The sequence below is a fragment of the Paenibacillus sp. OT2-17 genome (assembly GCF_009827695.1).
GTDB classification, from domain to species: domain Bacteria; phylum Bacillota; class Bacilli; order Paenibacillales; family Paenibacillaceae; genus Paenibacillus; species Paenibacillus polymyxa_B.
Genome location: NZ_WUDQ01000092.1, coordinates 1 through 11,582, shown reverse-complemented (window position 1 = coordinate 11,582; position 11,582 = coordinate 1). Strand labels below are relative to the sequence as shown.

The window sequence follows — 11,582 nt, the reverse complement described above, 5'->3', positions numbered from 1 at the left end:
CCAGTTGGTCGTCATACCCGAGCTGGGCGGCTTCGGGGATAGGGTTACCTCATCGATATCGTACAGCCATTCCTGCCAGCGGGACCCTTGGGTTTCGACGGCGATGGCCATGCCTTGGCTGCGTAGCAGGGTGATTAGCTCCCCAAGCTGCGGTAGCAGGGCAGGATTGCCTCCAGAAAGGGTCACATGCGAAAACCGTTCGCCACCGATGGCCTTCAGCTCCCGCCAAATGTCTGTGGCACTCAGACGACGGATCTGATCCTTGGCGCTGCCGTCCCAGGTAAAGGCGGAGTCACACCACGAGCAATGGTAATCGCAGCCTGCGGTACGAACAAACATTGTTTTACGACCAATGACCATCCCTTCGCCCTGAACGGTGGGACCAAACACCTCCAGTACGGGAATAGGGGCTGTTGAGGCCTTGTCGGGTGTAGTCATAGGTTGGTGAGTATTTACGATATTAGCAGTTACAGTATTACTCATCGAGCATCCACTCCCGTCGGAATTCGGCGTAGCTGGTAGGTGTCTCGAACAACCGTACAAACTCGGTACGTCCACCTTCGACACGGTTGCAGTATGCATCCGAGGTCAAGGCTGACTCCATTTGTTCAAAGATCCAGACGACCATATTTTCCGCCGTTGTATTCATTGGAGGAAGCGTCTCATTCAAGTAACGGTGGTCCAGAAAAGGCTCAAGCCGCTCTTTCCAGATCGTTTTGATGTCACCAAAATCCAGCGTTAGACCCGTTTCGCCCGGTATACCGCTTATGCCAAACACGACGATATAGGTATGTCCGTGCAGATTTTTGCATTTGCCTTCGTAGCAGTGCAAATGATGTGCTGCATCGAATGTAAATTGTTTGCTGACTAGTACACGTTTGCGGTGATAACGCAGCTGAGAGTGCTCAATGTCTGTCCCGAACTGCTGGAGCTTGTCGACAATGCGAAAAGTACCTGGCTCACGCATGACCTTCAACTCCTTGGGATGAAGCTCCGCGCACCGCGAGATACTGCTCGAGTCCAGCACGGCGAAGTTTGCAAGCAGGGCATTCGCCACAGCCATCGCCAATGACGCCGTTATAGCACGTTAGTGTACGTGTTCTTACAAATTCAAAAGCTTTCAGCTCATCGGCCATGTGCCAGGTTTCGGCCTTGTTCAACCACATGAGCGGAGTATGAATCACAAAGGGATAGTCCATCGAAAGGTTCAGTGTGACGTTCAGCGATTTGATAAAGGAATCCCGGCAATCGGGATAGCCGCTGAAATCTGTCTCACAAACGCCTGTAATCAAGTGGCGCGCTCCTTTTTGCTTGGCGAGAACTCCCGCGAAGCTCAGGAACAGTAGGTTACGACCGTCTACAAAGGTGCTAGGCAGTTCGCCTTCCTGTTGAGTAATGTCAATGTCGGTGCGTGTGAGGGCATTAGGGGCTAGTTGATTAAGCAGGCTCATATCCAGTACCGTTTGCGGAACACCCAGTTCGCGGGCGATTCCAGCGGCTACTTCGATTTCCTGCTTGTGGCGTTGACCGTAATCGAACGTCACGGTTTCTACTTCAGCAAAATGTTTTTTTGCCCAGAATAAACAGGTTGTGCTGTCTTGGCCGCCGCTGAATACGACGACTGCTTTTTCGTTTGTAAACATAAAAAAACCTCTCGATCTTCTTGGAATGGTGCAAGACATGGAGTCTTGTCACTTGGAAGAAGGAGAGTTCTTGAACCGACTTCAACAAAAAACAGGCCTTGCCCCGCGAATTCATTTTTCTTGCGGAGGACAAAGCATCGTTAGTTTTTTATAGAGGGAGTTCGCGAACCTCTCCCATGCATGACGCATGGATTTTCTCCATTAGTATCTGCCATGAGGACAGACGGCTATAGCATTGTCATTATAGCATGGCAGGGCTATTTGATAAACACTCCACCAAATGGAATGACTTCCCGTAAAAATCGCTTGATCACGCCATCGTCGTTCATATCCTGTTGAAGCCGCCGATGATGTTCCCCAGCATGAAATAGTACGGTACCCTGTCCGGTCATTTTAAAATGATAGTTCATATGCTGGCTGGCCAGATGGTTGCCGTACACGGTCAACTCCAGTTTGGCGTTTTCGGGATAGGCAATGACGCTGCTTGCATCCACATATATCGGCTCTGTCGGATGAAGCTGTTCTTGACATACCAATCCCTGCGTCAAAAGACCGATTTGACCAACACCATCGAATTTCATTTTTATAACATCGCGGCTAAACAACATGTTTTTCATGCTTAGCAGCTTGGTACGCATTTGGATACCGGAGCTGTACCAGAACAGGTTGCGAAAATCGTATAACAGATCATCGCTCCCTTCAAGCTTAATCATTTTTAGACTAAAGCCAGGCGGAAGTGCGGCAATTAGGCGACAAGCTCCTGTGAAATCGGCTTGAATCAGTTTGTGTTTGCGATACATGCCCTTAATATTCATCAGTTTATCACTACGGCCTGAGCTGGGTCCGCGGTATGCGATGATTTGCTGCGGATGCAGAACATGCAGCTTTTCTCCTTCCGCCAGATCGAGCGTTACGACCGAACCGACGCTTTCATCATGGTGTTGTCCTGCTTGTATGTCCATTCAGACCTTTCATCCTTTCAGACAGTTAGTACCTTCCCGAACGTCGACGCATCCCGTAACGCAGCAGTCGGATACCGATAAAATAACCGGCCAGCAGAATTATAGCTGTGATGATGAGCATTTTATTTCGGTGTGAAGCCTGATCGCGCTGGGTTTGAAGATTTTTTAATTCTGTGACAGTGTCAGTCAGCTTGCGGTTTTGCTCCAGTAATTGAGCGTTTTGCTCTTGATAGGCTTCTAAGCTGTTACGGGCCTTCTCCAGATCCTCCTGTGTTTGTCGGTAGCTTTCCTTGAGCTGATACACATCACCGGGCAACCGCGAAAATTGCTCGAAGCCTTGGTACACATCATCCCAATAAGCAGCATGTACTTCGGGTACACGAGTTATCCCAAAAATAAACAAAAGTGCTATAGCAGCGCAGACAATGCGGCGGTACAAAGCAAAACGACAAGTTGGTCGTGCCAAGAGATGTTCCCCCTTTTGATAAACCAAGATGTTAGATGATATAGATCATTACCCATATGACATGGTTACGTATAATATAACGATTCGGATGCAGATTTTAGAATAAACGGACGATAAATATGAAGAAAATGTCCTCAAAAAAAAGTCGATATATTAGTTTAAGTGTACCTTAAAACGGGTATATCAAGGAAGCGGCAACATTCCGGCATTTTTCCCAGCATACGAGTAAAGAACGATCCGCACCTGATCAGGGGCTTAAGTTGAATAAATGAACTGAAATATATTAAAAATTGATATAAAAGGAGATTTTGCAAGATGAATGAGAGAGAACAAAACTATAAAACTTTAAAAATCACTGTAAATGGAAAGCCGTTATCAAAGGATCTCGTCGTAGATAGCACTACTTTTGCTCCTATATCTGATATTTGCACAAAAACGAATGTTTCTTTAACAGAAACTACAATCTCATAAGTTTAAATATAGAAGTAGACTATAATATGGCCCGGCATACGCCGGGCTATTTTTGCGCATTCATGTAATTCAAATGGTTTAAAATGTTATTTACCAAACTAGGTCCCCCTTCATAAAGATTCCCATGTATAATTTTCACAATCAAACATACGTTCCCTGACAATATAGTGTCAGATAACACTGTTAATTTAGAGTTACATGTTCTTTTAGGGGGAATTTACCAGTGGTGAAGTCAATGCTCAATGTAACGTGCACATGGGACAAAGAGTCTATATCTGCGAATGGGTCCAAACAAGTAAATCTACTGATAGAATGGGGCTATGGAGCTATACGTAAAAGAAAAGGAAATCTAATACCGAAAGCAGCGGGATGTGACCTTCAACTCCAGTTCATTCCAGAAAACGGGGTAAGTCTATTAAAAGCTGAAGGGGTGAGGCTCGGTTTTAAACGCTCAGAAAACGGAGATAGCATGTTTGTTCACTGTGGTGATGTACGGCGGGGAAAATATAGACAGGCTATTTTAACGTTTTCTATACCGGCTCACTCGTCCGGAAGACATACGATTGGAATGATGGAGTGGAGCTGGCGCAAGCCATCGCAGGAAAAGCGAACGCTGATCCGGACAGACCAGCTCTATATCCATTTCACGCATCATCTTGGTCTGCTGAGCATTCCATCCAACCCGAAGGTGGAAAAATACATAAAGCTGAATGAGACGTCCCCTATTGTAAAAAAAGCATTGCGTATGTACGAGAAAGGGGAATATGAGCGAGGGGCGTTCATCCTTACCAGACAAGCAGATGAATTACTTATACTTGCAGCAAGAAGCGATGACATGGACTACCTGCAGGAAGCCGAGTTAATTCTGGCCATACGCAATAAATGGAGTGGTACTTTTGTCTCATTCACAGCGTATAGTTCTAAGGTCATTTTTAATAAAGCAATATCGGTAGGAGATGTTCATTTTACTGAAAATGATATTTTAAGATAGGCAATTATGCTAGTTTATTTGTGTAATATAGTGAGTCTAATTTACTATCTTTTTGTAAAGGAGAGACTTCCTTGACTGATCGGTTGATACGTTTAATGCGGATTATTACTATTGTTCAGGCAAATCCGGGGATATTGGCAAGAGAGCTTGCCGAACGTTGTGAAACATCAGAACGTACTATATACCGGGATATGGAGGCGTTAAGCGCTATGCATATTCCGATTACGAATATGGGGCATGGCAAAGGGTACATTTTTATTAGTAATTTTGCTTTGTATCCTCTGAATTGGACGGAAGAAGAGGTAGAGGCTTTTACCAAGCTGGGAGAGATTATGGAAACGGTAAAGCCTCTTTTACCGCCAGCTTTTGAAAGTGCTTATGAGAAAGTGATGGCCTCTAGTCAGAAAAAAAAGATGGACCAGACGAGCTTCGCGCAGGAAATGAAAAATATCATCCGGCTCGGCTCGACACTTGATCGGGAAAACCAGCCCTATCTGCTCAGGCTGATTGTTTTGGCGAGTCTTACGCAGCAGACGATTGAAGCGGAATACAGCTCGCCTCAAAATGAAAATGTATCCCTAGTTCAGGTAGATCCTTATTGTTTGGTTCCGCAGGATCGGCGATTCTATATGCTTGGTTTTTGTCACAAGCACTCCGCTATGAGAACCTTTCGGATCAGCCGCTTTCGGAACATGAGAATTTTGCCGTATACGTTTCAAAAAAATACAACTGAAATGGAAATGTTTTTTAAAGGGACCTGGTCGGTGACCAAAGGAAATCAGAATATCCGGTTTGTGGTACGTTTTTCTGCCGAGTCTGTATATCGGGTCAAAGAAGAGGAGCTGTTCATCAAGCCTTTTCTTAAGGATTTGCCGGATGGAAGTTTGTTGTTTGAGGTGACGGTCAATCATGACCGTGAATTTTTGGATTGGCTCACTTCCTATGGAGCTGAGGCCGAGATCCTGGAGCCTTTACGGTACCGCAAACGAATGCAAGAAATGCTGCGGACCTGGGGAGCATTCTATTTCGATAAAAAGGCAGGAAATCAAGAATAACAGGGGGAGATCCCCCGGAACGGGCCGGGGAGCTATCCGTTTAACGGTCTTTAAACAGGTTGGCGAGATTGCCAAAAGGACTGTACTGCTCCTGTTCTTCTTCTGGTGAGGAGTAGACGAGCTTCGAGCCGCGGCTTTCCTCATCGTCAGCAGCATTATGAACTAATGTAATACGATCAAAATGGTACATGAAAACCTGTGCGGTGTTCACGGCATCATCCAGTGCCCGGTGTTGTTGACCGTCAAAGTCAATGTTGCACAATTCCAGCGCCTGAGACAGGCTCAACTGACGGTACTTTCCATTGGAACTAAACAGACGGGAAATCTGCTTCTGTATATCATTTGTATTATGAATCCATCCGAGATCTACATGATGGGTACGACAATGGGATACCAGCTTCTGACGGTCATCCGGGCCCCATGCGCATAAATAATAAGGGGAATCCGTACCGAGCCAGGCTATGAATTGCTTCACAGCTTCAGGGAATAGTGGGGCGGCATCAATGTCTCGTTGAGTAATACCCGTGAACTGAACGGTATCTGTAGAGAGTACAGGCCGATTCGAGGGTCTTACAAAACTGTGAAACGTATCCGCAACGTATAGGCCATCCTCTCCCTGAACAACTTTGACGGCACCGATATCAATGATTTCGGAGGAATATCTGGCGTTACGGCTAACAGTAAATTCAAGATCGTAAATAATGTATTGCATTTCTGGACTCCTTCCACACATATAACTGATCCCGATGGATATCGGGACGAATGTTCTCTGCCCGAATGACTCTTCTCCATCATACCTCTCGGTTCACAACTTGTCAGCGGTTAAAAGGTTTGCTTTTAAAAAAAATATGCGATGTCCAAATGAGCTTGGACTATCGCATATCTAAAAACGCCTGACATACAGCAGCATCCGAAACCACTAGGATTCCGGACGCTGTTTTTGCTAGCTATTGAATTAGGCCGGGAGGTCTAACTTTTGTCCCGGATAAATGCGGTGAGGATTCTTCAACTTATTCAACTGCTGAAGCTGTTGCCAGGTGGTACCATGTTTGCGGGAAATGTCATACAGCGTATCCCCGGATTTCACAACATATACATGGCTATTTGTAACTTGTGCAGAAGCGGATGTCTGCTGTGGCTTGGCTGTTTGAGACTTTGCCGGTGCCGGTTTTGCGGGTGCTGGTTTCGCAGCCGGTGTAGGTACGGATTGCGGCTTTTCCTGCACAGGTGCGGGTGTTGCCGTTGAAGCAGATGGCGCAGCTTGTGTGGCAGGGACAGAAGTTTTACCATCAGCCTTGGCTTCTTGAATGCGACCGTCCGCTTGTACTTGCAGGCTAGCGGAGCCCACCTTTTGCATGTAGCGAATTAACGCTTCGTCAAGCGAGCCGAACATACCTGCCTGTGGATATTTAGCGAACATCGTATATTGGTCACCACCTACGGCAGTAAAATCATTGGTGGCCAGTGTGTATGTTGCCTCAGGATCAAGTGTCTTTCCGCCGATCAGGATAGAATGAACACGGCTCCCTTTGGCTGCTGATGTGTCTATTTTGAACGAGATACCTGATACCTGTGGGAAACCTCCGCTTGGCTCTGGATAGGAGGCTGTACCATTTTCCAGTGCGGCCTGAATGTCAGAGCCCTTCACTTTCAGGGTAACGATCTGGTTGCCGAAGGGCAGCACAGTGATGATGTCTCCCTTGGTTACTGTCCCCGTCTTGATGGAAGCCCGGATGCCGCCACCGTTCGTTAAAGCCACGTCTGCTCCCGAAACATCACGCATAGCATCGGTGAGCAGGTCGCCAAGATTGGTTTCACTTGCACGTACCTTTTCGCGTGCTCCTTCCAGATCCACACTTGTTTGCGTTACAACCTCTTTAAGAATAGGTTCCTGGTCCTTTTGAATGGAGGCGATCAATGCAGCAATTTCAGCGTTGGGCTGAACGTCGACTGCTTGAGTCGAATCAATCAGCTTGGCTTGCTTTTGCGTAACCTTACCGCCGTCGACCCATAAGTCCACAACACCCAGATACTTGGTGTATTCACCTGCGCTAGCGATCAATGTACCATTGTCACTAATCAAGCCTTTTTCCAGAACGGTATGGCTGTGTCCATCGATGAAAATATCAATGCCAGGCACTTCCTTAACTACCTTAAGGCTGGTGTCCTTACTAGACGCATCCTGCCCCAGGTGACCAAGAACAACAACGACATCTACTTTGCTGCGGATTTCATCAACAGCCGCTTTGGCCTCAGCCGCAGGGTCGGTGATTTGAATACCCTCAACATTTTTGGGATTAGTCTTATATGCTGTTTCTGGCGTAGTCAAACCGATAATACCGATTTTAACGCCGTCCACTTCTTTAATAACATAGGGTTTGAACAAACGTGTTCCGTCTGTTTGTTTAATATTGGCGCTGAGCACAGGGAACTGAATCTCCTTACTTAGCTCAACAAGATGCTTCCAACCATAATTAAACTCGTGGTTACCCGGAACCATAGCATCATAACGCAGCTTGTTAATCACTTTCACAATGCTCTCGCCGTTAACCAAAGTAGCGAAGGTCGTTCCATGAACGGTATCCCCGTCATCTAGCAGCAGTGTATTGGGATTGGAAGCCCGATACTGATCAATGATACCCGCCAGCTTGGCGAATCCCATTTCCTTGTCGTTCGCGACCACGTGGGCATGGGTATCGTTCGTATGTAGGATGGTGATGTGTTTACCGCTGACTGGAGCCGTTGCCGTTCCCGCTGTTCCCACATTGGTTGCTGGGTCTGCTGCTGCTGTACCGAGACAACCAAGTAGAAGCGCGGCAGTCGTCAGGATCGACGAGAGTTTTTTCCATGAGTTCATGTTGTTCCTTCAACCTCCCATAAAATGAATGAATTAGAGAAACCGCTTACGACCACATTTTATCAGATGATTGTAAAAATAACTTCTATTTTATATCAAAGCACTAAAATTTTTTGAGATATCGGTTGTTAAATCCACCGTCTAGTTACCTATATTGTAGAGGAAGTAATAAACAGTAACTCATGTAATGAGAACTAACGTTCTGTTTTGTGGTCAAAAAAAAGGGCAGTCTCTTTGGGCAGCCCGATCCGGGGTAAATAGTGATCCAACGTTTCGTCAGCTAGTGGCGGTTTTCCCTCACTCAGCAAAAGCACGGCAAACCGATTGGCCTGTTGTTCAAATTTTCCTGGGGAAAAGTAGGAGTGCTCCTCCATAAAAAAGCGGCTAATGCCTTTATGCAGTCGGTCATGTCCCAATTCATGCGCACAGACGAACCGTTCCCATTCGGGTGTGAGGCCATTGTGGATAACGATAAATCTTCTACGCAACTTGTGGTAATACAGCCCTTTGGTTGTGGGGCCTAGATCGCAGTATCGGATATGGATACCCAAAGCCTTCGCAATATCGAAGGGGCAGTTGGTACGGTATTTTCGGACAAGTTTGTGAATGAGTTCGTTCATGCGCTCACCTACTATCCCTGATCTTTGCCCGCTTGGGGCTCTTTGGGCTTTTTATGTTTGTTCATCTGCTTGGCTTCCCAGAACAGACCTGTCAGCACGTCCTTGATCCGTTGACGGTCTTTTTCATCCAGCGGAATGCCATCGAACATTAATTCGTCGTCTTCCTCCAGCATTTTTTTAAAATCCCGGCGGTCTTTGGAGGTTGCCCATTCCGGCACAGTAGAACGATAAAGTTCATGTGGATTTTGCTCCATTGAATCATCATCTCCCCAATATCCGGCGGCCTTCATCATTTCGGTATAGGATACGCTAAGCGCGTCCGCTATTTTGCGGAGAGTGGAAGGTTTGGGGATTCCGCGCAGTCCATTTTCAATGCGGGAAATTTGTGAATTGCTTATACCTGCAGCATCTGCCAACTGGTTGATGCTCCATTGCTTGTGCTCACGCTGCTGTTTTAAGTAAGTTCCGAATGCTGGCTGTTCCACAATGGGGGCTCCTTTCTGCAAGAGAATCATAGATACTAGTTTCATTATACCATTAGGTAAATAGTAAAAGCACGTAATATGCCAAAAGGCATAGGAAAATAAAGCGAATATCCTGTTTTTGGAGCTATACTGCTTTTTTTGACGATGGATACCTATCCTAAATAATGTTATGTTATACTAAAGATACGAACAAAAGGGGAACACAATGTAAACACGAGCGTTTTTCTATTTCAGGATTTGCAAAATTCGATACCAGTTGCTCCGAAGTGCAAAATCCTCATTTAAAAATACATCATTGTCAAAAGGCATAAGATAAGGAGTGTTGCTTTACATGAGAAATAACTTACCCGAATTGGACCGTCGCAAAACGCAGAATGCATTGGAGGGTGTGTTTGAGAAATACCGAATTTATAAAACGATTACTTTTATGGATCGGGAGAGCTTTATTACGGCTGGCTATACGGATCGCCCGAACGGCCCAACGAATGTGACAAGCGATCCAACGGCTCGGACAGCCGTATATAATGTAGATGCTCCTGCCGCCCGCTTGGCCTACTGCGAAATGGTGGATGCCGTAGTGAGTCGCTTGAATGAACGCGAACAGCTGCTCATCCGTGAACGTTATTTAAAGGATGACGATGTGTTTGATTACAAGGTTTACAATTACGTACTGGACCCTCCGGTCAGCAAGGATACGTACACGAAGCTTCGTACGCGTGCTTTTTACAAAATGGCGCTTGCACTGGCGGACCAAGGCGTTTTAAATTTGGCAGGCTTGCAGAAGGGCGCGGATCGAAAACTGGGTTAATGTAATAATTATCCACTTGTTCTCATTTCTATTTTAAAATGGTTTCCTAAAAGGCCTTGATTTCCTGTAATAACAGGGATCAAGGCCTTTTTTTATAATAGGAACATATGTTCTCTAAAAACCTCCCAACATCATCCCTAGTCTCTGCTTTTATCGTCCATTTCCCCGGCAACGCATTCGTTATTAGGGTGTAAGATTATATCATCGGGAATCAAGACAAGAGGACATACCGAAGACACATACAGTCAAACGTTAGCCGGCCATTAGGGCCGGTTTTTTCACGGTGATCGTCTCTGTCGGTTCCCGGGAATTCGTTGTACAGAAAGGAGGAGTCGTGTTGCCTAAGCAAGGGATGCTGCAATGCATGAGTACGAGGCTGCGCCGGATGAGAACACGAAAGTGGAAAAAAGCCTGGCTGAATAGCCACAACATGCGAACGCAGGGGACGCAAAGGTGGCATGCCGCAGGATGAGACAAGCCTTTAAGCAAAAGCTCATTGAAATTATTCCAGCGCTGCAAGGGCGTGTATACGATGTTCAGCCACCGTCGCAGACGGCAGAGGAGCCGTATGCTGTTATGGCGCTGGGCGAGGAAATTTGGAAGTCTTCCTGGGCCGGCTATCGGCAGGTTGTTCGCATCAAACTGTACGCAGGACAAGCCGGGCTGGCGCAGGCTGATGTATGGGCGAATGCCCTGATTTCCGGGCTGCACCGGGAACCAGTGACAGGTGCAGGTGAGGACACATCGGCTTTTACCGCGCACTATTTGGGTGTGCGGGATGCAGAAAAGCTGGACACTGTTACGGGCAAGGCCTATAGAACGCTGCGTTTTGGCGTGTATGTGCCTGAGACGGAAGGTGATTCGGCCGTTCCAGCAAACGGTGCTACACAGCCGGAAGAGTGGCTGGCCGCGCTGGTCCGCTGGACGCAGAAGCAACTGGGCGAAACGTGGTCGATATACGCCAACGCTTGGCCCGCACAGCCGGGACGGCACGCGGTACTGTGGCGGATGAGCGGCTGCGAAACTAGGATGGCGGGAGCCTCCATGTATGAGCTGCGCAAACGGTTCATCGGGCATATTACCGCCCCAGACACCACTGAAGAAAACCGCGCAGCTTCCGCACTGATTGAGGGCTTTGCCGCTCAAATCCAGCTTCCTCTGGATCAGGACAAGGGCCGTTATATGTCTACAGCTGAAGCTTCAGCTGATTTGCAGGCAGATGCC

The 11,582-nt window shown here is 46.9% G+C and carries 14 protein-coding genes and 1 riboswitch; of the genes, 5 read left to right on the top strand and 9 right to left on the bottom strand.

Annotation, left to right across the window (positions count from 1 at the left end):
* From queE to GRP75_RS12935, 5 genes are all read right to left on the bottom strand, one after another.
* A partial coding sequence (gene queE, locus GRP75_RS12955) for a 7-carboxy-7-deazaguanine synthase QueE (RefSeq protein ID WP_160789500.1) occupies positions 1 to 483 on the bottom strand: 483 nt, incomplete at its 3' end.
* Positions 476 to 967, bottom strand: coding sequence for a 6-carboxytetrahydropterin synthase QueD (gene queD, locus GRP75_RS12950; RefSeq protein ID WP_053324813.1), 492 nt, complete (start codon positions 965 to 967; stop codon positions 476 to 478). The genes queD and queE, both read right to left, overlap by 8 nt.
* Positions 960 to 1,643 (bottom strand): 7-cyano-7-deazaguanine synthase QueC, encoded by a 684-nt coding sequence (gene queC, locus GRP75_RS12945; RefSeq protein WP_068938506.1) that lies wholly within the window; start codon positions 1,641 to 1,643, stop codon positions 960 to 962. Before queC ends, queD begins: the two co-directional genes overlap by 8 nt.
* 134 nt (positions 1,644 to 1,777) lie before the next feature.
* Positions 1,778 to 1,821: riboswitch (PreQ1 riboswitch) on the bottom strand.
* Positions 1,822 to 1,900: 79 nt separating this feature from the next.
* Positions 1,901 to 2,605 carry an AIM24 family protein gene (locus GRP75_RS12940; RefSeq protein WP_013309110.1) on the bottom strand — a complete coding sequence of 235 codons (705 nt, stop codon included), beginning with the start codon at positions 2,603 to 2,605 and terminating at the stop codon, positions 1,901 to 1,903.
* A 25-nt stretch (positions 2,606 to 2,630) separates the two neighbouring features.
* Positions 2,631 to 3,071, bottom strand: a complete 441-nt coding sequence (locus tag GRP75_RS12935) for an SH3 domain-containing protein (protein ID WP_023987365.1) — start codon at positions 3,069 to 3,071, stop codon at positions 2,631 to 2,633.
* A gap of 315 nt (positions 3,072 to 3,386) precedes the next feature.
* On the opposite strand from GRP75_RS12935, the gene GRP75_RS29225 reads away from it, so the two are divergent.
* From GRP75_RS29225 to GRP75_RS12925, 3 genes are all read left to right on the top strand, one after another.
* Positions 3,387 to 3,542 carry a hypothetical protein gene (locus GRP75_RS29225; protein ID WP_165176511.1) on the top strand — a complete coding sequence of 52 codons (156 nt, stop codon included), beginning with the start codon at positions 3,387 to 3,389 and terminating at the stop codon, positions 3,540 to 3,542.
* A 223-nt stretch (positions 3,543 to 3,765) separates the two neighbouring features.
* On the top strand, positions 3,766 to 4,533 hold the full coding sequence (locus tag GRP75_RS12930) for a hypothetical protein (RefSeq protein ID WP_069081218.1): 768 nt from the start codon (positions 3,766 to 3,768) through the stop codon (positions 4,531 to 4,533).
* A gap of 71 nt (positions 4,534 to 4,604) precedes the next feature.
* Positions 4,605 to 5,588: a helix-turn-helix transcriptional regulator gene (locus GRP75_RS12925; RefSeq protein WP_023987368.1), complete on the top strand. Its 984-nt coding sequence runs from the start codon at positions 4,605 to 4,607 to the stop codon at positions 5,586 to 5,588.
* A gap of 40 nt (positions 5,589 to 5,628) precedes the next feature.
* Here the strand turns inward: GRP75_RS12925 and GRP75_RS12920 are convergent, their stop codons facing one another.
* From GRP75_RS12920 to GRP75_RS12905, 4 genes are all read right to left on the bottom strand, one after another.
* Positions 5,629 to 6,300, bottom strand: a complete 672-nt coding sequence (locus GRP75_RS12920) for a 3'-5' exonuclease (RefSeq protein WP_160789499.1) — start codon at positions 6,298 to 6,300, stop codon at positions 5,629 to 5,631.
* A gap of 243 nt (positions 6,301 to 6,543) precedes the next feature.
* On the bottom strand, positions 6,544 to 8,445 hold the full coding sequence (locus GRP75_RS12915; RefSeq protein ID WP_160789498.1) for a 5'-nucleotidase C-terminal domain-containing protein: 1,902 nt from the start codon (positions 8,443 to 8,445) through the stop codon (positions 6,544 to 6,546).
* Between the two features lie 194 nt (positions 8,446 to 8,639).
* A complete protein-coding gene (locus GRP75_RS12910) occupies positions 8,640 to 9,065 on the bottom strand; it encodes an ImmA/IrrE family metallo-endopeptidase (protein WP_029516155.1) in 426 nt (141 codons plus the stop codon).
* Between the two features lie 11 nt (positions 9,066 to 9,076).
* Positions 9,077 to 9,550, bottom strand: a complete 474-nt coding sequence (locus GRP75_RS12905) for a helix-turn-helix domain-containing protein (protein WP_028543151.1) — start codon at positions 9,548 to 9,550, stop codon at positions 9,077 to 9,079.
* A 331-nt stretch (positions 9,551 to 9,881) separates the two neighbouring features.
* On the opposite strand from GRP75_RS12905, the gene GRP75_RS12900 reads away from it, so the two are divergent.
* Complete coding sequence (locus tag GRP75_RS12900; protein WP_013309118.1) at positions 9,882 to 10,358, top strand: ArpU family phage packaging/lysis transcriptional regulator; 477 nt, start codon at positions 9,882 to 9,884, stop codon at positions 10,356 to 10,358.
* Positions 10,359 to 10,826: 468 nt separating this feature from the next.
* Positions 10,827 to 11,582: hypothetical protein (locus GRP75_RS12895; RefSeq protein WP_160789497.1), on the top strand; the 756-nt coding region annotated here is incomplete at its 3' end.

Bases quoted from the DNA above. Each gene is read 5' to 3' on its own strand.
- queD (WP_053324813.1), bottom strand. From the start codon at position 967: ATGCGTGAGCCAGGTACTTTTCGCATTGTCGACAAGCTCCAGCAGTTC.
- queC (WP_068938506.1), bottom strand. From the start codon at position 1,643: ATGTTTACAAACGAAAAAGCAGTCGTCGTATTCAGCGGCGGCCAAGAC.
- GRP75_RS12940 (WP_013309110.1), bottom strand. From the start codon at position 2,605: ATGGACATACAAGCAGGACAACACCATGATGAAAGCGTCGGTTCGGTC.
- GRP75_RS29225 (WP_165176511.1), top strand. From the start codon at position 3,387: ATGAATGAGAGAGAACAAAACTATAAAACTTTAAAAATCACTGTAAAT.
- GRP75_RS12920 (WP_160789499.1), bottom strand. From the start codon at position 6,300: ATGCAATACATTATTTACGATCTTGAATTTACTGTTAGCCGTAACGCC.
- GRP75_RS12915 (WP_160789498.1), bottom strand. From the start codon at position 8,445: ATGAACTCATGGAAAAAACTCTCGTCGATCCTGACGACTGCCGCGCTT.
- GRP75_RS12910 (WP_029516155.1), bottom strand. From the start codon at position 9,065: ATGAACGAACTCATTCACAAACTTGTCCGAAAATACCGTACCAACTGC.
- GRP75_RS12900 (WP_013309118.1), top strand. From the start codon at position 9,882: ATGAGAAATAACTTACCCGAATTGGACCGTCGCAAAACGCAGAATGCA.